Annotated in this window: 19 protein-coding genes and 2 tRNA genes; 20 read left to right on the forward strand and 1 reads right to left on the reverse strand. The window is 66.9% G+C overall.

Annotation, left to right across the window (positions count from 1 at the left end; genetic code table 11):
* The first annotated feature begins 26 nt into the window (after positions 1-26).
* The 5 genes from lon to LLW23_RS15955 all read left to right on the forward strand — a co-directional run bounded on the left by lon (position 27) and on the right by LLW23_RS15955 (position 7,796).
* Positions 27-2,423 carry an endopeptidase La gene (lon, locus tag LLW23_RS15935; protein WP_228946475.1) on the forward strand — a complete coding sequence of 799 codons (2,397 nt, stop codon included), beginning with the start codon at positions 27-29 and terminating at the stop codon, positions 2,421-2,423.
* Between the two features lie 155 nt (positions 2,424-2,578).
* Positions 2,579-2,851: an HU family DNA-binding protein gene (locus LLW23_RS15940; RefSeq protein WP_228946476.1), complete on the forward strand. Its 273-nt coding sequence runs from the start codon at positions 2,579-2,581 to the stop codon at positions 2,849-2,851.
* A gap of 89 nt (positions 2,852-2,940) precedes the next feature.
* Positions 2,941-3,015, forward strand: a tRNA-Val gene (locus LLW23_RS15945).
* A gap of 241 nt (positions 3,016-3,256) precedes the next feature.
* Positions 3,257-4,879, forward strand: coding sequence for a hypothetical protein (locus LLW23_RS15950; RefSeq protein WP_228946477.1), 1,623 nt, complete (start codon positions 3,257-3,259; stop codon positions 4,877-4,879).
* 94 nt (positions 4,880-4,973) lie between these two features.
* Positions 4,974-7,796, forward strand: a complete 2,823-nt coding sequence (locus tag LLW23_RS15955; RefSeq protein ID WP_228948608.1) for a TonB-dependent receptor domain-containing protein — start codon at positions 4,974-4,976, stop codon at positions 7,794-7,796.
* Positions 7,797-7,867: 71 nt separating this feature from the next.
* Here LLW23_RS15955 and LLW23_RS15960 read toward each other — a convergent pair whose 3' ends face one another.
* Entirely contained in the window at positions 7,868-8,542 is a 675-nt protein-coding gene (locus LLW23_RS15960) for a prolyl hydroxylase family protein (RefSeq protein ID WP_228946478.1), read from the reverse strand.
* Between the two features lie 118 nt (positions 8,543-8,660).
* Here LLW23_RS15960 and LLW23_RS15965 point away from each other — a divergent pair, with 118 nt between their 5' ends.
* The 15 genes from LLW23_RS15965 (at position 8,661) to LLW23_RS16035 (ending at position 22,152) form a co-directional block, all read left to right on the forward strand.
* Positions 8,661-9,488: a type II secretion system protein N gene (locus LLW23_RS15965; protein ID WP_228946479.1), complete on the forward strand. Its 828-nt coding sequence runs from the start codon at positions 8,661-8,663 to the stop codon at positions 9,486-9,488.
* Positions 9,485-11,680: a type II secretion system secretin GspD gene (gene gspD, locus LLW23_RS15970; protein ID WP_228946480.1), complete on the forward strand. Its 2,196-nt coding sequence runs from the start codon at positions 9,485-9,487 to the stop codon at positions 11,678-11,680. The genes LLW23_RS15965 and gspD overlap by 4 nt, the downstream gene beginning before the upstream one ends.
* An 89-nt stretch (positions 11,681-11,769) precedes the next feature.
* Entirely contained in the window at positions 11,770-13,281 is a 1,512-nt protein-coding gene (locus LLW23_RS15975) for a GspE/PulE family protein (protein WP_228948609.1), read from the forward strand.
* A gap of 230 nt (positions 13,282-13,511) precedes the next feature.
* Positions 13,512-14,735 (forward strand): type II secretion system inner membrane protein GspF, encoded by a 1,224-nt coding sequence (gene gspF, locus LLW23_RS15980; protein WP_228946481.1) that lies wholly within the window; start codon positions 13,512-13,514, stop codon positions 14,733-14,735.
* An 8-nt stretch (positions 14,736-14,743) separates the two neighbouring features.
* The gene (gene gspG / locus LLW23_RS15985) at positions 14,744-15,184 is read left to right on the forward strand and encodes a type II secretion system major pseudopilin GspG (protein ID WP_228946482.1); all 441 of its coding nucleotides are present in this window, start codon (positions 14,744-14,746) and stop codon (positions 15,182-15,184) included.
* A gap of 178 nt (positions 15,185-15,362) precedes the next feature.
* On the forward strand, positions 15,363-15,764 hold the full coding sequence (locus LLW23_RS15990) for a GspH/FimT family pseudopilin (protein WP_228946483.1): 402 nt from the start codon (positions 15,363-15,365) through the stop codon (positions 15,762-15,764).
* Positions 15,765-15,831: 67 nt separating this feature from the next.
* Positions 15,832-16,212, forward strand: a complete 381-nt coding sequence (gene gspI, locus LLW23_RS15995; RefSeq protein WP_228948610.1) for a type II secretion system minor pseudopilin GspI — start codon at positions 15,832-15,834, stop codon at positions 16,210-16,212.
* Positions 16,209-16,907, forward strand: coding sequence for a type II secretion system minor pseudopilin GspJ (gspJ, locus tag LLW23_RS16000; RefSeq protein WP_228946484.1), 699 nt, complete (start codon positions 16,209-16,211; stop codon positions 16,905-16,907). The genes gspI and gspJ overlap by 4 nt, the downstream gene beginning before the upstream one ends.
* Positions 16,897-17,937 (forward strand): type II secretion system minor pseudopilin GspK, encoded by a 1,041-nt coding sequence (gene gspK / locus LLW23_RS16005; protein WP_228946485.1) that lies wholly within the window; start codon positions 16,897-16,899, stop codon positions 17,935-17,937. Before gspJ ends, gspK begins: the two co-directional genes overlap by 11 nt.
* Positions 17,934-19,013 carry a type II secretion system protein GspL gene (gene gspL / locus LLW23_RS16010; protein ID WP_228946486.1) on the forward strand — a complete coding sequence of 360 codons (1,080 nt, stop codon included), beginning with the start codon at positions 17,934-17,936 and terminating at the stop codon, positions 19,011-19,013. The genes gspK and gspL overlap by 4 nt, the downstream gene beginning before the upstream one ends.
* Positions 19,010-19,483: a type II secretion system protein GspM gene (gene gspM, locus LLW23_RS16015; RefSeq protein ID WP_228946487.1), complete on the forward strand. Its 474-nt coding sequence runs from the start codon at positions 19,010-19,012 to the stop codon at positions 19,481-19,483. The genes gspL and gspM overlap by 4 nt, the downstream gene beginning before the upstream one ends.
* Entirely contained in the window at positions 19,480-20,205 is a 726-nt protein-coding gene (locus tag LLW23_RS16020; protein WP_228946488.1) for a type II secretion system protein N, read from the forward strand. Before gspM ends, LLW23_RS16020 begins: the two co-directional genes overlap by 4 nt.
* Positions 20,206-20,281: 76 nt before the next feature.
* Positions 20,282-20,358, forward strand: a tRNA-His gene (locus LLW23_RS16025).
* 20 nt (positions 20,359-20,378) lie between these two features.
* Positions 20,379-21,428, forward strand: a complete 1,050-nt coding sequence (locus LLW23_RS16030; RefSeq protein ID WP_228946489.1) for a Leu/Phe/Val dehydrogenase — start codon at positions 20,379-20,381, stop codon at positions 21,426-21,428.
* A gap of 85 nt (positions 21,429-21,513) precedes the next feature.
* The gene (locus LLW23_RS16035; protein ID WP_228946490.1) at positions 21,514-22,152 is read left to right on the forward strand and encodes a tetratricopeptide repeat protein; all 639 of its coding nucleotides are present in this window, start codon (positions 21,514-21,516) and stop codon (positions 22,150-22,152) included.
* Positions 22,153-22,163: the final 11 nt, after the last annotated feature.

Genomic DNA, 22,163 nt, shown 5'->3' on the forward strand with positions numbered 1-22,163 from the left:
GTGTTCGAAGCGGCGTCGGAGTTTTCATGACCCAGACATTCCCCGTATTGCCGCTGCGCGATATCGTTGTTTTTCCACACATGATCGTGCCGCTGTTCGTTGGCCGCGACAAGTCCGTCGCGGCGCTCGAAGCAGCCATGGCCGCGGACAAGGAAATTTTCCTCGTCGCGCAGCTCGATCCGGCCGAGGATGATCCCAAGGCCGACGATCTTTATGACATCGGCGTCACCGCGACGGTGCTGCAGCTGCTGAAGCTGCCCGACGGCACCGTGCGGGTGCTCGTCGAGGGCAAGCAGCGCGGCCGGCTCGGCGGGCTGATCGAGACCGAGACGTACGTCACCACCGAAGTCACGCCGATCGAGGAAATCGAGGCCGAGGGCACCGAAGTCGCCGCGCTGATGCGTTCGGTCGTCGATCAGTTCGAGAATTACGCCAAGCTCAACCGCAAGCTGCCGGCCGAAACCGCGGTCCAGTTGAGCGAGATCGAAGACGCCTCGCGCCTCGCCGATGCGGTCGCCGGCAACATCTCCATCAAGGTCGCCGACAAGCAGTCGCTGCTGATCGAGGGTGATCCCTCGCGCCGGCTCGAGATGGTCTTCGCCTTCATGGAAGGCGAGCTCGGCGTCCTGCAGGTCGAGAAGAAGATCAAGAGCCGCGTCAAGCGCCAGATGGAGAAGACGCAGCGCGAATATTACCTCAACGAACAGTTGAAGGCGATCCAGCGCGAACTCGGCAACGAGGGCGAGGACGGCGATCAGGACGAGGTCGCCGAGCTGACGCAGAAGATCGCGACGCTGAAGCTCTCGAAGGAAGCGCGCAGCAAGGCGACCGCGGAACTCAAGAAGCTTAAGACGATGGCGCCGATGAGCGCCGAGGCGACCGTCGTGCGCAACTATCTCGACGTGCTGCTCGGGCTCCCGTGGGGCAAGAAGACCAAGCTCAAGCGCGATCTGGTCGCGGCGCAGGCCGTGCTCGACGACGATCATTATGCGCTCGAAAAGGTGAAGGACCGGATCGTCGAATATCTCGCGGTCCAGGCGCGTACCAACAAGCTGAAGGGGCCGATCCTGTGCCTCGTCGGCCCGCCCGGCGTCGGCAAGACCTCGCTTGGCAAGTCGATCGCCAAGGCGACCGGGCGCGAGTTCATCCGCCAGTCCTTGGGCGGCGTGCGCGACGAAGCCGAGATCCGCGGCCATCGTCGTACCTATATCGGCTCGCTCCCGGGCAAGATCGTGACGAACCTGCGCAAGGCGGGCGCGGCCAACCCGCTGTTCCTGCTCGACGAGATCGACAAGCTCGGCCAGGATTTCCGCGGCGATCCGGCGTCGGCGCTGCTTGAGGTGCTGGATCCCGAACAGAACGGCAAGTTCAGCGATCATTACCTCGAGATCGACATCGATCTGTCCGACGTGATGTTCGTTTGCACCGCGAACACGCTCAACCTGCCGCAGCCGCTGCTCGACCGGATGGAGATCATTCGTCTGGAGGGCTACACCGAGGATGAAAAGGTCGAGATCGCCGAGCGGCATCTGATCGCCAAGCAGATCGAAGCGCACGGCCTCAAGGAAGGCGAGTTCACGCTGACCCACGAGGGCCTGCGCGCACTCATCCAGCGCTACACGCGCGAGGCCGGCGTGCGCACGCTGGAGCGCGAGATCGCCCGGCTGGCGCGCAAGGCGCTGCGCCAGATCCTCGAAGGCAAGCTGACCAGCGTCACGATCACGCCCGACAACCTCCACGAATATGCCGGCGTGCTGAAGTTCCGTCACGGCCTGTCCGAGGAGGAGAACCAGATCGGTGCCGTCACTGGCCTCGCCTGGACCGAAGTTGGCGGTGAGCTGCTGACGATTGAAAGCGTCACCGTCCCCGGTAAGGGCGCGATCAAGCTCACCGGCAAGCTGGGTGACGTGATGAAGGAATCGGCGGAAACGGCGATGAGCTTCATCAAGGCGCGCGCCCCGTCATACGGGATCAAGCCGAGCCTGTTCCACCGCAAGGACGTCCACGTCCATCTCCCTGAGGGCGCGGTGCCCAAGGATGGCCCGTCCGCCGGCATCGGTCTCGTCACCGCCATCGTCTCGACGCTCACCGGCGTGCCGGTCCGCCGCGAGATCGCGATGACGGGCGAAGTGACGCTGCGCGGCCGCGTACTGCCGATCGGCGGGCTCAAGGAAAAGCTGCTCGCCGCGATGCGCGGCGGCATCACGACGGTGCTGATCCCGCAGGAGAACGAGAAGGATCTGGCGGAAATCCCGCAGAACATCCTCGATGGCCTGAAGATCATCCCCGTCCTGCATGTCGATGAAGTGCTGCGGCTCGCGCTCACCGAGCCGCTCGAGGCGATCGACTGGACCGACGCGGACGAGCTGGCGGCGCTGCCGCCCGCACCGATCGCCCCGGTCGGGGGCGAACGTCACCACTGATCTGCGTTAAGTCGGTCGCAAACCACGGCAGTTCGTCGCAACTGCCGTGGTTTCGTTTGACACCGCCGGGGGCAAAAGCCTTACTGGTCGGATCGGCTTTCGCGTGCCGAATCCATATTTTCCAAGAACACGCACAGTCAGACGGGGGTCGGTGCATGAACAAGCAGGAGTTGATTGCGGCGGTCGCGAACGTGTCCGGGCTCGCCAAGGGCGATGCCGGCCGGGCAGTGGAGGCAGTGTTCGATACGATCGGTGCACAGTTGAAGAAGGGGGACGAGGTTCGGTTGGTTGGCTTCGGCACGTTCGCCGTGTCGAAGCGCAAGGCATCCACCGGGCGCAATCCGCGCACTGGCGAACCCATGACGATCAAGGCGTCGAGCCAGCCCAAGTTCAAGGCGGGCAAGGTGCTCAAGGACTCGCTCAACTAAGCAGGTTTGACAGCGGGTTTCTGGCGGGCTGGACAGGTCGGCACGTGCCGCCTAAAGGCCCGCTTCCGGTTTTCACCGACAGGTGTTCCGGGCGCGTAGCTCAGCGGTAGAGCACACCCTTCACACGGGTGGGGTCACAGGTTCAATCCCTGTCGCGCCCACCATATTCAGCCCCGTCGGCCCTGCGGCCGGCGGGGTTTTTCTTTTCTTACCCGTTCTTAACCTATCACCGAGGGAAAAGCGGCTGTTGTCACGCAACCGCAACAGTTCCGTCACGCTTGCGTCTCGAAACGTGCACGCAGCTGTCACGCGCCACGCTTAGCGCCCGTTTCGGAGGGGGAACGGGCAGACGGCTCGACTCGCACCTGGTCCGGGGGACGGACCAAAGTTCAACGGGAGTGACACATGCTGAGCATCAGCCGCCGCAATCAGTTTCTTGCGGGTACCGCCTGCCTTCTGCTCGCCGCATGCGGTGGCGCTGACGGCGTCGCCTCACCGGGCGCAGGCAACATCGACGTGATCGTCACGCCTGCCCCAACGCCGTCGCCAACGCCGACCGGCACGCCGACGCCGACCGCGCTGACTGCGGCACAGTTCGCGCTCGCGACCACGCAGAGCGGCGTCACGGTAACCGCGGAAGAGCAGCTCGCGCTCGTCACCGGCGGCACCAACAACAACGTCAACGGCTTCGGCGGCCTCAACGGTGTGTACCCGGTCAGCGCCACGTCGCTTACGCCGGCGAGCAACCCGGCCTCGCAGGGCAGCTTCTTCACCGCGACCAACTATGTCGGCGCGACCAACGGCCCGACGGACAACGCCTTCCAGGGTTGGACCTGCAACTCGACCGCCGCCAACTTCGGCGGCACGACCGCGGCCTGCACGGCGGTGCCGAACGTCGGCACGCTCGCGGCCGGCACGGCGTGCCCGACCGGCACGATCGACGACAGCGTCACCGTCGGCGGCTTCAAGGCTTGCCGTCTCCCCGCCGTCATCACGACGAGCCTGACGCTGCCGAAGATCGCCGGCGTGTTCTATCGCTTCCGCGGCCAGACCGATGTCGGCGTCGACGTCGGCACCACCGCCGCTTACTCGGGCGTCACGCTGACGATCGCACCGGGCGTCGTCCTCGCCGCCGACGCGAGCGAATCGTCGAACGACTTCATCGTCGTCAACCGCGGCAGCCGCATCAACGCGGTCGGCACGCTCGAAGCACCGATCGTGTTCACGTCGCAGCAGAACCTCTCCGCCAACGGCGTCTCGGATGCGACGCAGGGCCAGTGGGGCGGCGTCGTCCTCCTCGGCCAGGCGCCGACCGCGGTCTGCGCTTCGGGCACCGGCCCGAACGATGCCGGCGGCACCAGCGCGACCTGCCAGGGCCCGATCGAAGGCATCCCGGGCCGCTTCTTCGGCGGGCCGGATCAGGCGAACAACTCGGGCACGATGCAGTTCGTGCAGATCCGCTTCACCGGCATCGCGATCAGCGAAGGCAACGAGCTTCAGGGCCTGACGCTCGGCGGCACCGGCACCGGCACGACGATCGATCACGTCCAGAGCCACAACTCGGCTGACGACGGCATCGAGATCTTCGGCGGCACCACGAACCTCAAGTATTTCGTGGTCACCGGCGCCGACGACGACGGCTTCGACGTCGACAACGGCTGGCGCGGGTTCATGCAGTTCATCATCGGTGCGCAGAAGGCATCGGGTGCGACCGCCGACTCGTTCGCAACCGAGATCGACTCGAACGGCGCCGAAGATCTGCTGCCGCGCACGTTCGGCCGCTACGCCAACTTCACCTTCATCCAGAGCGGTTCGTCGGCCCCGGCCGCCATCCGCCTGCGCGGTGGTGCGGACTTCTCGTTCACCAACGGCGTCGTGCGGACCGCATCGGGCCAGGCTTGCGTCAACATCGTCGCCGGCGCTGGCACGGGTGCCGATCGCACCACGATCCGCGCCGCGAACGCTGCGTTGCAGGATGTCGGCCCACCGACCTTCAACTCGGTCTACTTCCAGTGCCAGGGCCGCTGAGCCTCGGCCAGCATTCGTGATTAAGGCGGGCCCCGGCGTGCGTACCAACGCCGTCTGGGGCCCGTTCACTGCCAATCGACTGGAAGGCCCGATCATGCGCCAGCGCACCGCCTACGCATCACTACTACTTCTGACGACCTTCATGGTCGCCCCCGCAGCGCTGGCGCAGACGGCGCCATCCGGCGGCGCGCCGACGCCCGCCGCGCCACCGCAGGCCGGCCCCGCCACCACCGGTGCAGACGCATCGACGCCAGACGCGTCGTCGCCGGATGCGCAGGCTGATGCCGATCAGGCCGCCGAAGTCTCCGCCCCTGGCGTCGACACGTCGGCGGGCGAAGACATCATTGTCGTTGGTCGCAACATCCCGAACTCGGTGCGCTCGACCGCGCAGGTCATCAACGTCGTCTCCAGCGCCGATATCGCGCGGACCGGCGAAGGCGACATCGCCGGCGCGCTGAACCGCGTGACTGGCCTGTCGGTGGTTGGCAACGGCTACGTCTTCGTGCGCGGCCTGGGCGATCGCTACTCGTCGGCGCTGCTTAACGGTTCGCCGTTGCCAAGCCCCGAGCCGCTGCGCCGCACCGTGCCGCTCGACATCTTCCCGACGTCGATCGTCGGCTCGGCGCTCGTCCAGAAGACCTATTCGGTCAATTATCCCGGCGAATTCGGCGGCGGCGTCATCAACCTGACGACCAAGGCGATCCCGGACGAGAACTTCCTCACCATCGGTGCCTCGGGCGGCATCGATACGCAGACGACGGGCAAGTTCGGCTACACCTATTACGGGTCGAAGAGCGACTGGCTCGGCTATGACTCGGGTGAACGCGATGTGCCTGGGTTCATCAAGAACGCACCAAACGGTTCGGGCGTGATCCCGACCGCGCAGGTCGCGCAGCTTTCCAACGCGCGCACCACCTTGCTGCAGCAGAATTTCGACATTCCGGCCAATTGGTCGGGCACTGTCGACGTCGGCCTCGTCGGCGATCTCGGCGGCGGGCGCGTCGGCATGATCGCGACCGGCGGCGTGTCGAACACGTGGCGTACGCGTGCGACGACGCAGCAGGATACGGTCTCGGCCAACGGCGCGCTCCGCAACGACTTCAACACGCTGATCACCGACAATCGGGCGGTCGTGAATGGCCTGCTCGGCTTCGGCTACGAGTTTGACCGGAACCGCATCCGCTGGACGAATGTGTACATCCACGACACGCTCAAGCAGGCGCGTGGATCGGCAGCGACCGTGTACAACAACTCGGTCGGTGATCCGATCTTCTTCCAGAACACCAATTGGTTCGAACGCCAGCTGATCGAGACGCAGCTGGTCGGTGAGTTCAAGCCGATCGACGATCTGTCGGTCGACGTGCGCGGCGCTTATGCCAATTCACAGCGCAACTCGCCGTACGAGCGTCAGTTCATCTACAATTGCGCGACCAACCTCAACATCCGGGTCAACGAGCCGGTTGTCGGCAGCGGCGTGAATTGTCCCGGTGTGTGGCAGTCGTCCAACTCGTTCGGGCGGCCCGCGACGGTCGTGTTCAGCGAGCTGGACGAGGATCTCTACTCGGGACAGGCCGATCTGTCGTACAAGCTGCCGGGCGATCGCCCGTTCACGCTCTCGGCGGGTTACTATTATTCGCAGAACGAGCGTACCTCGATCCGTCTGCCGTTCACCTATCAGACAGGCACTGGCGGCGCGATCCCGTTCCCCTGCAACCTGTTCCGCCCCGATTTCCTGCTGTCGCCGGAAGTCCTCGCCGGCTGCCCGGTCGCGACCAGCGGCACGGCGGCGGACAATGCGGTTCAGCTTCGCCTCGACGCGGGTCTGAACGGCTCGTTCGCTTATGATGCCAGCCTGCTCATCCACGCCGGCTACGTCCAGGCCGAGGCCGAAGCGATCGACGGCGTCCGCGCGATCATTGGTGTTCGCTACGAAACCGCCAAGCAGGTCGTGACCCCGCTGGGCGCCGCCTCGACGCGGTTGAACAACGATTACTTCCTGCCGGCCGCGACCCTGACCTGGAACTTCGCGTCCGACATGCAGCTGCGCCTTGCCGCTGCCAAGACGATCGCACGCCCGCAGTTCCGCGAGCTCGCGCCGCAGGCGTTCCGCGACTTCGAGTCTGATCGCCTCTTCCTGGGTAACCAGCGGCTGCAAGATTCGGAATTGTACAATCTCGAAGCGCGCTATGAATGGTTCTTCGATCGCGATCAGCGTTTGACGGCGGCTGGTTTCTACAAGGAAATCAACCGTCCGATCGAGCAGGTCGGCTTCTATCCATCGACCGACGCGCGGCTGCAGACCGGCTTCACCTATCTCCCCAAGGCGACCTTGTGGGGCGGTGAATTCGAGGTGCAGAAGTTCGTGCCGCTCGACTTCATCTCCGACGGAATGGCCGGCAAGCGCGCGGTGTTCATCGCGAACTATACCTATACGCAGTCGAAGATCACCGCGAACAGTGAGTGCGTCCCGACCGTTCTCGGCGAAAGCGTATCGCTTGGCGGTTGCGCACCCGGCTTCGCGCCTGCCAATCTGCAGTTCCGCGATGGTGCGCCGCTCACCGGCCAGTCGGATCACCTCGTGAACCTTCAGATCGGGTATGAGGACAAGGAGAATGCCACGCAGGCGACGCTGCTGTTCAACTACGCCAGCGAGCGGGTGACGAACCGTGGCCCATCCAACCTGAGCGGCGTCGGCTTCCAGCCCGACATCGTCGAAAAGCCTGGCATCCGTCTCGACTTCGTCGCCCGTCAGACGGTGGACTTCATGGGCACCCGCGTCGAACTGAAGGGCGAAGCGCGCAACCTGACCGGCACCAGCTATCAGGAACGCCAGACGTTCGAGGACGGCCAAGAGGTGTTCATCAACCGCTTCCAGCAGGGCCGCACGTTCACGCTGGGCGCTGCCGTAACGTTCTGATCCCTTACCTCGTCACCCCGGCCCAGCGCCGGGGTGACGAGCGATACCGGCCGGCCGCAACCCCACGGACATCACCCCCACGGCCGTTCGCGAAACCACTTGGTGATCACGTATTTCACCCCCGCGCGCACCTTCATCCCATGATGAATCGTCGCTGGGTTGAGCGATCGATCCGGTCGCCGGTTGTTCCACGCGACCAGCTTCCCCGTCTCGGGCTGGATCGTCTTATCGACCGCCTTGAAGCGCGTCGCGCCGCCCGCCTCGGGCTCGTTGAGATACACCATCACCGTCCACGTCCGGTTGCCCGGCACGGCGCAATGCTCGTGGTAGTCGAGCCCGTTCGGCTCGAAATAGTCGGTGTGCGCCTTGAACTCCTGCCCCACGGCATACCGCTGCCCCTGCAGCGGCTCGCCGAACACGCCCTCAATCCCCGTCGCCTCTCGGATCGCTGCCTCCACCTGCAGCACCAGCGGGGCCGCGGGATCGAGGTCGCACGTCTCGCTGGTGCGGAACGCCGTATCGCCATTGCTGTCGGTAATCGTCGAGGGGCGGCGGCGCGCATCGATCATCGCGACCAGCCCGGCGCACGTGTCGGGATCGAGGAAGCCACGCTTCACGAACAGCGTCAGCTTGGGGCTGGGAACGCGCTGGATGCCCGGCTGCGCGTTGAGCCGCGCGACGACCGAGGCGGGGTCCAGCCCGGACGCGGCATCATCGAGAAGGGCTGGGGAAGCATTGGTCTGCATGGTGCCACACACTGCCACCGTGCAGCATGGCTTGCCAGTCCGGGAAATAGTACAGAGGCTTGCAATGCCGCTGTAACATTGCCGACATAGCGGCGGCTACGCGGGAACTGGCGAACACATGCGATTGAGTTTCGACGCCCGTGCGCGGGCGCTTCTGCGGCGGATCCCCGTCGTGAACGTCTATTCGCTTGCTGAGCTGCTGCTGCTCGGCGTGCTCGCGGTGCAATGCGCCCGGCTGGTGTGGACGGTGCTGACGCCCGTCTCGCCCCTCGGCGAGTGGCGCCCGGCCGGGGTCACGCTCCCCGCCGCGCCGGGCGAGGTCTTGCGCGGCTTCGATCCGTTCTACCGGATCAGCGGCGTCCAGACGGGGCCCGCCGTCGTAACGTCGTTGCAGCTCAAGCTGTTCGGCACGCGGATCGACGAGGCGATGGGGCGCGGCTCGGCGATCCTCGCCGGGCCCGATGGGGTGCAGAAGAGCATCGCGGTAGGAGAAGAGATCATTCCCGGTGTGGTGTTGAAGGAAGTCGCATTCGATCACGTGTCGATCGAGCGCGGCGGCGTGCGTGAGGATCTGTTCCTCGATCAATCCGGCGGCGCAGCGACGCCCACCACCCCCGGCGCGACCGGCGATGCGGTGGCCGTTCCGACCGGCGCCATGGCCGGGATCACCGCGGCACAGTTCCAAACCGAGATCGGCTTCGTCCCCCGCATCGAAGCCGGGCGCATCAGCGGCCTCGTCGTGCGCCCCGAAGGTTCGGGCACGGCGTTCCGCACCGCCGGCCTGCGCGAAGGCGATATCGTCACCGCGATCGGCGGCCGCCCGGTGCAGGGCCCCGCCGATATCGAGCGCCTCGCCACGCAATATGCCACCGGCGGCACGATCGCGCTGACGGTCGATCGCGGAGGCCAGTCGCTGCCACTCAGCGTGCAGGTCGCAGGCCAATGAGACGCTTGCTTCTCGCACCGGCGCTAGCGCTGGTCCTCGCCGCGCAGGCGCATGCGCAGACGACGCTCAACGTCCGCGATGCTGATATCCGCGCGTTCATCGCCGATGCCGCCAAGGTCACCGGGCGTACCTTCATCATCGACAGCCGCGTGCAGGGCAAGGTGACGGTCGTCACCGATCGCCCGCTCAGCCGCTCCGAATATTTCGAGGTGTTCCTCTCGACGCTGCGCGCCAACGGCCTCGTCACGATCCCCACCGCGAACGGCGCATTGCGCGTCCAGCCGATCGAGAATGCCGCCGCGCAGCCCGGCCGCGTCGGCACCGCCGGGGCCGCGCGCAACTCGTTCGTCACCGAAATCGTCCGCCTGCGCGCGATCGACGCGCAGTCCGCGGTCGATACCGTCCGGCCGCTCGTCTCGGCGCAAGGCTCGGTCAGCGCCAATCGCGCCGGCGGTTCGATCGTCATCGCCGATTTCGCCGATAACGTCCGCCGCGTGCGCGAAGTGCTGCGCCGGATCGATACCGACAACAATTCGACCCGCGTAGTCGCGCTAAAGAACGCCGGCGCGCGCGACATCGCCACCGCGCTCACCGGGCTGATCGGCACGCCGGGGCAGGGGCAGACCCAGTCGACCAGTGTCGTCGCGGTCGAAGCCGCCAATTCGATCGCGCTGCGCGGCGATCCCTCCACCGTCGCGCGACTGGCGCAAGTCGCGCTCGATCTCGATCAAAAGGCCAAGAGCGGCACCGAGATCCGCGTCGTCTTCCTCGATCACGCTGATGCCGCGCAATTGCTGCCGGTGCTCCAGCAGCTTGTCGGCCAGACCCCCGATTCGGTCCCGCAGAACACGCTCAGCGCGTCGAACTTCGGCGCCACCACGAACGGCGCGGGCGGCAGCGGCCAGCCGAGCGCCAGCAGCGGCGGCAACCAGACTCAGTCGCAAAGCGCCCCCGGCGGCGGTGCGAGCGGGCAGGCGCCAGTGACGGCGCAAGGGGGCAGGGCGCCCGCCGTCGTCACGCGCTTCGTCGGCGCGAACGCAATCGTCATCGCTGCGCCGGCCGATATCCAGCGCCAGCTCGCCGAAGTCGTCCGCCAGCTCGATACGCGCCGCGAACAGGTGCTCGTCGAAGCGATCGTCGCCGAAGTGTCGGACGTCACCGCCAGCCGCCTGGGCTTCCAGTTCCTCCTCGGCAGCCTCTCGGGCGGTGCGTTCGGCGCGACCAGCTTCTCGAACTCCGCGCCAAATCTGCTCACCATCGCCGGTGCGATCGGCGCGCGCTCGATCGGCGGCACCACCACCACCGTCGTCGGCGCAGACGGCACGCAGACGACCACCAACACCGGCAACACCGCCAGCGACACGCTCGCGCAACAGGCGATCAACTCGATCCTCGGCGCGAGCGGCGGCTTCGGCGGCTTCGGCGGCACCATTGGTGGCGACACGATCTTCGGCTCGATCATCAACGCGGTGAAGAGCGACACCACCTCGAACCTGCTTCAGGCGCCGAGCCTCATCACCCTGGACAATCAGCAGGCACGCATCCTCGTCGGGCAGGAGATCCCGATCACCACCGGCCAGGCGCTCAGCCAGAATTTCGACAACGCCTTCCGCACCGTCCAGCGCGAGAATGTCGGCATCCAACTCGAGGTCCGCCCGCAGGTCAATTCGTCGGGTTCTATCAAGCTCTTCCTCCACCAGCAGGTCAGCTCGATCGCCGGCCCGGTCAGCGACGACAATTCGGATCTGATCCTCAACAAGCGCGAGGTGGAAACCACGCTCACCGTCGACGATGGCCAGATCGCGATCATCGGCGGGCTGCTCAGCGACGATGAGCGCCGCACGCTCGAAAAGCTGCCGTTCCTCGGCGACATCCCTGTGCTCGGCAATCTCTTCCGCTCGAAGGCGAAGCAGCGCACCAAGACCAACCTCATGGTCTTCATCCGCCCGACGATCCTGCGCTCGCCCGCGGACAATCGCCGCGTCACCGAGCAGCGCTACGGCTACCTCCGCCTGCAACAGGGCCAGCATGATCCCGGCCGCGAACCCTCGATTGACGAACTGATTCGCGACTACATGGGCGCCGCTGCCCCGATCCCGTCGTCGCCGATCCCCGGCAACATCGAGGATCCGCGCGTCAACGTGCCGGTGCAGCGCAACTCCACCGTCAAGATCAAGCGGCGCGACCAGTGATCCGCACCGGGCGGGATCTGTCTGAGCTTCTCCCCTCCCCTTCAGGGGAGGGGCTGGGGGTGGGGCCGCTCAGTCTCACCGAGAGCGACGTGCTTGTTGACAGGCCCCACCCCAACCCCTCCCCTGAAGGGGAGGGGCTTGCCCTCGTCGCACTCCCCTACGCCTTCGCCCGCAAGTTCGGCGTAACCATCCACGGTGAGGCGGTCGCGCTGCGCGAAGGCGCCGACCCGCGCGCGCTGATCGAAGTCCGCCGCGTCCTCGGCCGCCCGTTCGACGTCACCATCCTCGAGCCCGCGGCGTTCGATCGCTTGCTCGGCGACAATTACGCGATGACCGGACAGGCCACCGCGCTCGCCGCGGTCGGCATGGGCGACGAGCTCGATCTGCTCGCCGACGGCATCCCCACCGCCGAGGATCTGCTCGACACCGCCGACGATGCCCCCGCGATCCGCCTGATCAACGGCGTCATCGCCGATGCCGCGCGCAATGGCGTGTCGGATATCCATATCGAGCCGTACGAAAGCGGCCTCGTCGTCCGCATGCGGATCGATGGCGTGCTGCGCGAGACGCTGCGGATGCCACCGCACGTCGCTCCGGTCGTCGTCAGCCGGATCAAGGTGATGGCGCGGCTCGACATCGCCGAGCGCCGCGTGCCGCAGGACGGCCGCATGGGCCTCACGCTCGGCGGCAAGCTCCTCGACGTGCGCGTCTCGACGCTCCCCAACCGCGCCGGCGAGCGCGTCGTGCTGCGTATCCTCGACAAGGACAATGCCGGGATCGACTTGAACGCGCTCGGCATGGAACGCCCGATGCACGCGATGCTCGATTCGGCGATCCACGAGCCCAACGGCATCGTCCTCGTCACGGGCCCCACCGGCAGCGGAAAAACGACCACGCTCTACGCCGCGCTGCGCATGCTCAACGATGGTAGCCGCAATATCCTGACGGTCGAGGATCCGGTTGAGTACGCCGTCGACGGCGTCGGCCAGATGCAGGTCAATTCCAAGGTCGGCCTCACCTTCGCCGCCGGCCTGCGCGCGATCCTGCGCCAAGATCCCGATGTCGTGATGGTCGGCGAAATCCGCGACCGCGAAACCGCCGACATCGCGGTGCAGGCGTCGCTGACGGGCCACCTCGTGCTCTCGACCGTCCACACCAACGACGCGATCGGCGCGATCACGCGCATGCGCGACATGAAGGTCGAATCCTTCCTGCTCGCCTCGACGCTCCGTGCGGTCATTGCGCAGCGCCTCGTCCGCCGCCTCTGCCCCACCTGCCGCCACGCCGTCCCCGCCGGCGAGACGGTCGCGCCACTGCTCGGCATCCCGCGCGACTCGATGGTGTACGAAGCCGCCGGCTGCCCCGATTGCAACCAGACCGGCTTCAAGGGCCGCATCGGCATTTTCGAAGCGATCCGCATCGACGAAACCGTCCGTCGCCTGATCAACGACGGCGCCGACGAAGGCGCGATCGCCGCCCACGCCTTCGCGAAGGGGGAAACCCTCGCCAGCGCCGCCCGCCGCATGGTCGAACAAGGCGGCACGACGGCGGAGGAAGCCGTCCGCGTCTCCCGCCGCGATTCGGAACCCGTCGATGCGTGAGGGTGTCCAAACCCTCCCCAAACTAATCCTCCCCAGAACGGGGAGGGGGACCAGCCGAAGGCTGGTGGAGGGGCTGGCGCGCGCTGCACCTGCACAGCACGCCAGCCCCTCCACCACCGGCTACGCCGGCGGTCCCCCTCCCCGTTCCGGGGAGGATTGCCAGCCCCTCCACCAGCTTCGCTGGTCCCCCTCCCCGAGCAAGCTCGGGGAGGATTGGCGGTCCCCCGGCTATGCCTGACTACGACTATCTCGCCATCGACACCCGCGGCCAGGAAGCCCGCGGCCACGTCGCCGCGCCCGATATCGATGCGGCGAAGGCAGCGCTCGACCGCCGCCGCCTCTACGTCGTTCGCATCGAGCCCGGCAGCGCCCCCGCGGCGCGCGGCCGCCCGCTGTTCGGCCTCAAGCTCGGCCAGCCCAAGATGTCGGGCAAGCAGCTCACGCTCTTCACCCGCCAGCTCGCCACGCTCTCGCTCGTCGCCCCGCTCGAGGAATCGCTTCGCACGATCACCCGCCAGACCGAGCAGGAAAAGGTCCGTGACGTCGTCCAGACGGTCCATTCCGGCGTCGTCGAAGGCCGCCGCCTCGCCGATGCGATGGCGCGCGAGCCCAAGAGCTTCCCGCCGCTTTACCGCGCGATGGTCGCCGCGGGCGAAAGCTCGGGCACGCTCCCCTCGATCCTCGAGCGCCTCTCGACGCTCCTCGAACGCCAGGCAGAAATCCGCGGCAAGCTGCTGACGGCGCTCGCATATCCCATCATTCTCGCGCTCGTCGCGATGGGTGTGGTAACGGCGCTGATGGTGTTCGTCGTGCCGCAGGTGGTCGAACAATTTGATACGATGGGGCAGGAGCTGCCGCTGCTCACCCGCGTCGTGATCGTCATTTCGGACATCCTCGTCGGCTATTGGTGGCTGATGCTGCTGGTGTTCGCCGCCGCGATCGGCGGCTTCATCATGGCGCTTCGCCAACCGCCGATCCGGCTTGCCTTCGATACGTGGCTGCTGCGAATCCCGCTGCTCGGCCGCCTGCTGCGCGATCTCCACGCCGCGCGCATGGCGCGCACGCTCGCGACGATGGTCGCAAGCCGCCTCCCGCTTCTCGAAGGCCTCGCGCTCACCGGCAGCACGATCAACAACCGTCGCTTGAAGCTCGCGTCGGACGAGATCACCGAATCGATCCGCGGCGGCGGCAGCCTTTCCGCCGCAATGCGCCGCGCGGGCGTCTTCCCGCCCTTGCTCACCTATCTCGCCGCCTCGGGCGAGGCCGCCGGTCGGCTCGACGAGATGCTCGAACGCGCTGCCGATTATCTCGAGCGCGAGTTCGATCGCTTCACCGCCACCGCCATGTCGCTGCTCGAACCTGCGATCATCGTCGTGATGGGCGGCGTCGTCGCGGCGATCGTGCTATCGATCCTGCTCCCGATCCTCCAGCTGAATACGCTGGCCGGCCAATGAGAGATGTCATGCGTACCGAATTGAAAAAGCGTCGTAAGAAGAACGGCTTCACGCTCGTCGAGCTGATGGTCGTGATCGTGATCATCGGGCTACTGGCCACGATCGTCGCGCTCAACGTCATCCCGTCGGGCGATACCGCACGGGTGCAGAAGGCGAAGGCCGATATCGCCACGATCGAACAGGCGCTCGAAATGTACCGCCTGCAGCAGAACAATTACCCGACGACCGCGCAGGGCCTCGCCGCGCTCACCACCGCGCCCGCCGGCCTCGCCAACCCCGCCGCCTACCAGCCCGGCGGCTACATCAAGCGCCTGCCCGAAGATCCGTGGGGCAACGCCTACCTTTACGCTTCGCCCGGCAAGCACGGCGCCGCCGATATTTGGACCAACGGCGCCGACGGCCAGGAAGGCGGCGAGGGGATCAATGCCGACCTTGGCTCCTGGCAGTAAAATGCCACGCCGTCATTCCCGCGCAGGCGGGAATCCATATGTCCGGCCGTCGCGACTCCAACGCGGCCGTCAGCGTATATGGATCCCCGCCTACGCGGGGATGACGGCGGGCGGGAACGAATGTCCTTCCAAAACCCCCAACCATAACGCCGCAAACGGCTTCACCCTCGTCGAACTGATGATCGTCATCACCGTCATCGGCCTCGCCTCCGCCGCCGCCGTCCTCGCGATGCCCGATCCGCGCGGCCGCCTTGTCGACGAAGGCGCGCGCTTCGCCGTCCGCGTCCGTGCCGCGCATGACGCCGCGGTCATCAACGGCCGCCCCGTCAGCGTCTGGGTCACCCCAGCCGGCTATGGCTTCGACGAGCGCCGCGCCGGCCAGTGGATCGCACTCGCCGAAAAGCCGCTGCGCGTGTCGCAATGGGGCGAGGGCACGCAGGCGATCATCGGCGAGCGCGCCCGCGTCACGTTCGATTCGACCGGCATGGCCGATCGCGTGCTCACCGTCCCGCTGCGCCGCGATCGCACCCGCATCACCGTCACGATCGGCGCCGATGGGAGCGCGCAGGTCGATGGCTAAAGCCAGCCAGCGCGGCTTCGTGCCCCAGTGTAGGCTTTCCGCCGAATACGGCTTCACGGCCCCGTCGATGCGTTCCGCCGAACACGGCTTCACTCTTGTAGAAATCATGGTCGCGCTCGCGGTGTTCAGCCTCGCCGCGCTCGCCCTGATCCGCCTCGAAGGCGCGACGATCCGTTCCACCGCGTTGCTCGGCGACACGATCATCGCGCAGATGGTCGCCCGCAACGTCGCGATCGAGGCGGTGACCGCGGCCCGCGCCCCCGCGCTGGGCCGCTCGGGCGGGGTGGAGCAAAACGGCGGCCGCGCCTGGCGCTGGACTCGCGACGTGCGCCCGACCGGCGACGCCCGCATCCTGCGCATCGACGTCGCGGTCGCCGATCCCGCCGGCCGCGCGCTCGGCCGCCTGACGATGATCCGCCCGCCGCAGCCCGAAGTGATCGTGTCGTGATCATTCCCCCGTTCGTCCCGAGCGAAGTCGAGCGACAGGCCACGAGCACCACGCCCGATAAAGTGTCTCGACGTCGCTCGACCCGAACGGCAGGGGACGCCGGCTTCACCCTCGTCGAGGTAATGGTCGCGCTGATGATCTTCGGCATGATCGCCTCGGCCGGCGTCGCCTTGCTCGCGTTTAGTGTCCGCGCGCAGGCCGCGACGACTGCGCGGCTCGACGATGTCGGCGCGCTTGCCCGCCAGTCATCGCTGCTCGCCGCCGATCTCGCGCAAGCCGTCAACCGCCCCGCGCGCGACGAGCGTGGCACGCTCCTCCCCGCCTTCGCCGGCGATGCCGCCAGCGTCACCTTCGTGCGCGCCGGCTGGAGCAACATCGATGGCCAGCCGCGCTCGACGCTCCAGAAGGTCAGCTACCGCCTCGCCGGCGACACGCTCGAACGAATCGCCTGGCCGATGGTCGACGGCGCCGCCCCGCTCCCCCCCGCCGCCGCCCTGTCCGGCATCCGCGCGGCAAAGCTGCGCTACCGCATCGTCGGCGCGTGGAGCGACACCTGGAGCGGCGCCGCAGACGCGCCGCTGCCGCAAGCGCTCGAGCTCGTTTTCGAACGAAAGGACGGACTTTCGTTTCGCCAGTTGTTCATTGTTGGAAGTGGCGCACGTCCGGTGCCGAAGGCCCCAGAAAATGCCACTTGAGCCCCGCCCGAAGCGGCGCACGAGAGTCGCTCCGGTAGAATACGCCCCGAAAAACCCCGGAACTAACCCGGCCGAGCGCGGCGCGGCGCTGCTCACCGTGCTCATCCTGGTCGCCGTCATCGCCGTCATGGCGGCGACTGCGCTCGAGCGATTGCGGCTATCGACTCGCCTCACCGCCAACGCCGTCGCGCTCGATCAAGCCCGCGGCCTTGCATACGCCGCCGAGGCGCTGGCGACCGGCCGCGTCACCGATCTGCTCCGTCAAAGCCCCAGCCGCGTGACGCTCGACGGCGGCTGGAGCAACCGGCCGTACACTATCCCGCTCCCCAACGGCATCGCCACCGCGCGCGTCAGCGACGGCGGAAATTGCTTCAATCTCAATAGCCTGGTAACCGATCTTGACGGGATGTATGTCGCCGATCCAACCACCGTCGTGCAATTTGCGCGGCTTGCCCGGCTGCTCAACGTTCCCGGCGGTGAAGCTATTGCGGCCGCCGCGGCGGACTGGATCGACAGCGACGATCAGGCGCTCGGCACCGGCGCGGAGGACAGTGCCTACACTGGTCTCGCCACGCCCTATCGCACCGCCGGCACCCTGATGGTCGATTCCAGCGAGTTACGTGCCGTCACCGGCGTCACCGCCGAGGCCTATCAGAAGCTTCGCCCCTGGCTCTGCACGCTGCCCCGTGCGGCCCGATCAAGCATCAATATCAATACCTTAACCCCCGAGCAGGCGCCGCTGGTGGCGATGCTGCTGCCCGATACGCTCGGCATCGGGCAGGCCGCAGCGGGGCTGTTGCGCCGGCCACCGGGCGGGTTCTCCGACACGCAGGATTTCTGGAAGATCTTCGCCGCATCCGGCGTCACCGCCGATCCCGCCGCCGAGCAACAGACTGGAATCACGACGAAATGGTTCGATCTACGGATCACCGTCAATGTTGCGGGCAGCGATGTCGAGGAACGTGCGCTGATTGACGCATCGACGCTTCCCGCGCAGCTCGTCTCGCGGCAATGGGGCGAGGCGACATGACCACATTGCTCTTCCTCCCCGCACACGCCGATGACGATTGGCGCTGGCTGCGCATCGTTGACGAGGCCGTGGTGGCGCGCGGCGAGGGCGTGCCCGATGCCGACGCCGGCGAGGTGATCGCCGTCGCCCCGGCCGACGCCGTGACGCTGCACTGGGCCACCTTGCCCGATCGTTCGCCGGCGCAAGCCACTGCAGCAGCACGCATTCTCGTCAGCGAGGCAAGCGCTGCCCCGGTCGATGGACTCCACGTCGCGGTTGGCGACGAAGCGCAGGACGAACGCCCGATCGGCGTCGTGGCAAGCGCACGGATGCGCGAATGGCTCGAGTCGCTCGCCCGCATCGGCATCGATCCGGCCGCCGTCCTGCCCGCCCCATTGCTGCTCCCGCGTCCCGAATCCGGCTATGTCCGGGCTGATTTCGGTGGTCAGTCGGTGGTGCGCGGCGCCACCAGCGGCTTCGCCGACGAGGCACGGCTAACCGAACTGGTCACGGGCGATACCGCTCCGGAGACGCTAGGGCGTGACGCGGTCGAGGCAGCGATCGCCGTCGCCGCAGCCCGCCCAGTGCTCAACCTGCGGCAGGGGGCATTCGCGAAGCGAAGGCGACGCGCAATCGATTGGGCGCTCCTCCGCCGCCTTGCGATGCTCGGCGCGCTGATCTTGCTGACGACGCTGACGATTGATCTGGTGCGGATCGCCAAATATTCCTTTGCCGCCGACGCAGCCGAGGCGCGAACCGAGGCGATTGCCCGCGAAGGATTGCCGCGCGGTGCCGCGCAGGGCGACCCCGACCGCCTGCTCACGGAGCGGCTGTCACGCCTGCGTGGCCCCGGTGCTGGCTTCAGCGCCACCACAGCGGCGCTTGCCGAGGCGGTGCGCGGCACCTCGGGCACGGAGGTCGTCAGCATCGCATTCGAACCCAATGGCGACCTGCGCGCCACGATCTCTGCCGAGGGTGAAGCGCAGGCAAATCAACTGGTTGCGCGATTGCGTGAAGACGGCTTCGCGGTAACAACCAGCACCTTCGAGGCGAACGGCCAGCGCTTGCGCGGCGATATCACGGTGACATTGCCATGACCCCCGTGATGATCTGGTATCAGGGACGGTCGCTGCGCGAGAAGCGCCTGCTCTTGATCATGGTGGCGCTGTTCGCGCTAACGTTGATCTGGGCCGCGGTCATCCGCCCGGTACGCGACGGGCTCGAATCTACCCGTGAGCGCCACGCCACGGCGGTGGTGCAACTCGGAGAAGTGCAGAGGCAAGTGGCCGCAGTGAAGGCGATCCAGCGCGGTCGACCGCGCGCGCCCGAAGGAGCGATCGCGGATTTGGTACGCGCACGCGCCGACGAAGCCGGGTTCGCACTCGCTAGCCTCGAACCCGACGGCGACCGCATCCGGATCACGATCGCCACGGCGAAGCCCGGCGCTTTGCTCGGCTGGATCGCCGGATTGGAAGCCGAAGGCCTGCTCGTCGATGCTTCGACGATCAACGGCAACGGCGATGGCACCGTCGCCGCCACGCTGACGCTAAAGGGACGAGAGGCATGAGGCGGATTCGACTTGCCACCGGGCCAGGCGCGCTCTTTCTCGCGTTCCTCGTCGGCGCACTAATCGTCTTCCTCCCGTTGCGGTTGGCGCTCGGCTGGTTCGGTCTTGCCGAACAGGGGATGACGGCGCGAGAGGTGACCGGCAGCATCTGGGCCGGCGGCCTGCGCGAGGCGCGCTTCGGGCAGATCGCGCTCGGCGATCTTTCCGCGGGGGTCTCGCCACTGCAATTGCTTGTTGGCCGCGCCCGTGTCGATCTCGATGGAACAGCGGCGGCGCCTGCTCCGCGGCTATCGGGCGCGATCGGGGTTTCGCGCTACAGCTTCGGGCTCGATGACGTTACCGCCTCGCTCCCGGTCGGCACGGCTTTCCGCCCTGTGCCGGTCACGATGCTCGATCTCGAGGACGTGAGCGTCCGCTTCCGCGGCGACGTGTGCGAGCAAGCCGAGGGTCGCGTGCGCGCCACCATGGCCGGAGAGATCGGTGGCCTGGCCGTTCCCGCCTCGCTCACCGGCAATGCGCGATGCGACGGTGGGGCACTGCTGCTGCCGCTGACGAGCGCCGCGGGGGGCGAGGGGAGCACGATCCGCCTATGGCCCGACGGCCGCTATCGCGCGGAACTCACGCTCCAACCGAGCGATCCTGCCGGCACCGCTCGGTTGCAAGCGGCTGGCTTCGTCGCAACGGGAGCCGGGATGCAACTAGCGATCGAGGGCCGGTTCTAACCCTACCCGAACGCGAATTATCGGCCCGCGACCTTGACGCCTTGGCACCCCCGCCGTAGGGGCGCGCTCTCTTGCGGCGATCGTAGTTCAATTGGTTAGAGCGTCGGCTTGTGATGCCGGATGTTGCGGGTTCAAGTCCCGTCGGTCGCCCCATCCTTTCCCCGGAACATGTTATGACCGCGTGGGGCTTTCCCGATTTTGACGACCATGAGGGCGTCCACCTCTTCACCGATCCGGTGTCGGGCCTGCGCGCCGTAATCGCGGTACACTCCACGAAGCTCGGCCCTGCCGCGGGCGGGGTACGCTTCTGGCATTACGCTGATCACACCAGCGCGATTACCGATGCGCTGCGCCTCTCGCGCGGCATGAGCTTCAAGAATGCGATGGCCGGGTTGGATCTGGGCGGCGGCAAGGGTGTCGTGCTTGCGGATGCGTCTGGCGCCACAATCAGCGAAGCGCAGCTCCGCGCTTTCGGTCGCGCTGTTGAATCGCTCGGTGGCCGCTACGTGACCGCCGAGGATGTCGGCATGTCCGAAGCGCGCATGAAGGTGATCGCGGAAGAGACTCGCTACGTATCCGGGCTCCCGGTCGCGAGCGGCGCGGCCGGTGGCGATCCCGGTCCATACACGGCGCTCGGCGTCTATCTCGGCGTAAAGGCGGCGGCGCAGCGCGGCCTTGGCGCAACCGACATGAAGGGCGTGCGCGTCGCGATCCAGGGCGTTGGCTCGGTCGGCGGCGGGCTTGCGAAGCTGCTTGCGGCGGACGGTGCCGTGCTGACTCTGGCCGACGTTGACCAGCCCCGTGCATCCGCGCTGGCTGCTGAGGTTGGCGCTACGACGGTGCCCACTGAGGCGATCCTCGCCGCTGATGTCGATTTGGTAAGCCCGAACGCGCTTGGTGCCGTGCTGACCGAAGCGTCGATCGCAGCGCTGAAGGCGAAAGTGGTCGCAGGTGGCGCGAACAACCAGCTCGCCACCCGGGACGATGGCCGGCGCGTCCACGACCGCGGTATTCTCTATGCGCCAGATTATGTCATCAACGCTGGCGGGATCATCAACGTTGGGCTCGAATATCTCGGTCACGGTGACGAGGCCGACGTAAAGGCGCGCATCGCGCGCATTCCAGAGCGACTGACGCAGGTTTGGGACGAAAGCGACGCCACCGGCGATCCGACGTCCGAAGTCGCGGACCGGATAGCACGACGGCTGATCGGGCGAGGCTGACCGCGCAAGGTGTGGGTAAGATGACGCTCTTGCTTGTGCCCATGAGGCGAGCGGGCGCGATGCCAAAGCCGGACGTCTCGAACTTGTGATCGGCTACATCGTCCTTGCAGCCATCGGGGCGTTGGCGTTCGGCGGCTTGGTATTGCTGCGTCTTCCGCGGTTGCTATGGACAACTGCCGGTGCCGCGCTTTTTCTCGGCGCCGCCGGCTATGCATGGCAGGGGCAGCCCGGGTTATCCGCAGCCCAGGCAACACCAATCCAAGTGGCTGTAGCAATCGATCCCGCAGCGATTGCGCTCCGCGAGCAGATGATCGGCCGCTTCAATGCAGATACCGCGTATCTCATTGCGTCAGATGCAATGTTGCGGTCAGGCAGTCCTCGCGCCGCTGCGAGGGTCGCGATCGGCGGAATTCGCGCGATACCGCAAAGCTTCATCCTGTGGTCGCAGCTTGGCACCAACCTCGCCCTGCTCGACAATGACGAGATGTCGACAGCCGCGAAGCTCGCCTTTCAGCGTGCTATGCAACTTGCACCGTTGCATCCCGCTCCGCCATATTATGCCGGGCTGGCCTTCGTGCGGGCCGGCGACTTGCCGACCGCACGAAGGCTGTGGAGCAGAGCGGTCGCGCTGTCGCCCGAGCGGGCCAGCTACAAGCGCAACATCGCCAAGCAACTACGCCGGCTCGACCAGTTCATCGCCATGGAGCGACGGACAGGCCAGTAAGTGCGGCTGAG

Origin of the sequence: Sphingomonas radiodurans (genome assembly GCF_020866845.1) — a bacterium.
Taxonomy (GTDB): domain Bacteria; phylum Pseudomonadota; class Alphaproteobacteria; order Sphingomonadales; family Sphingomonadaceae; genus Sphingomonas; species Sphingomonas radiodurans.

Coding starts and splice junctions, on each gene's coding strand:
- LLW23_RS15950 (WP_228946477.1), top strand. CDS start 3,257: ATGCTGAGCATCAGCCGCCGCAATCAGTTTCTTGCGGGTACCGCCTGC.
- LLW23_RS15940 (WP_228946476.1), top strand. CDS start 2,579: ATGAACAAGCAGGAGTTGATTGCGGCGGTCGCGAACGTGTCCGGGCTC.
- gspL (WP_228946486.1), top strand. CDS start 17,934: ATGACCACATTGCTCTTCCTCCCCGCACACGCCGATGACGATTGGCGC.
- gspK (WP_228946485.1), top strand. CDS start 16,897: ATGCCACTTGAGCCCCGCCCGAAGCGGCGCACGAGAGTCGCTCCGGTA.
- LLW23_RS16020 (WP_228946488.1), top strand. CDS start 19,480: ATGAGGCGGATTCGACTTGCCACCGGGCCAGGCGCGCTCTTTCTCGCG.
- LLW23_RS15965 (WP_228946479.1), top strand. CDS start 8,661: ATGCGATTGAGTTTCGACGCCCGTGCGCGGGCGCTTCTGCGGCGGATC.
- LLW23_RS16030 (WP_228946489.1), top strand. CDS start 20,379: ATGACCGCGTGGGGCTTTCCCGATTTTGACGACCATGAGGGCGTCCAC.
- lon (WP_228946475.1), top strand. CDS start 27: ATGACCCAGACATTCCCCGTATTGCCGCTGCGCGATATCGTTGTTTTT.
- LLW23_RS15955 (WP_228948608.1), top strand. CDS start 4,974: ATGCGCCAGCGCACCGCCTACGCATCACTACTACTTCTGACGACCTTC.
- LLW23_RS15990 (WP_228946483.1), top strand. CDS start 15,363: ATGATCGTCATCACCGTCATCGGCCTCGCCTCCGCCGCCGCCGTCCTC.
- gspF (WP_228946481.1), top strand. CDS start 13,512: ATGCCTGACTACGACTATCTCGCCATCGACACCCGCGGCCAGGAAGCC.
- gspI (WP_228948610.1), top strand. CDS start 15,832: ATGCGTTCCGCCGAACACGGCTTCACTCTTGTAGAAATCATGGTCGCG.
- LLW23_RS15960 (WP_228946478.1), bottom strand. CDS start 8,542: ATGCAGACCAATGCTTCCCCAGCCCTTCTCGATGATGCCGCGTCCGGG.
- gspM (WP_228946487.1), top strand. CDS start 19,010: ATGACCCCCGTGATGATCTGGTATCAGGGACGGTCGCTGCGCGAGAAG.
- gspG (WP_228946482.1), top strand. CDS start 14,744: ATGCGTACCGAATTGAAAAAGCGTCGTAAGAAGAACGGCTTCACGCTC.
- gspD (WP_228946480.1), top strand. CDS start 9,485: ATGAGACGCTTGCTTCTCGCACCGGCGCTAGCGCTGGTCCTCGCCGCG.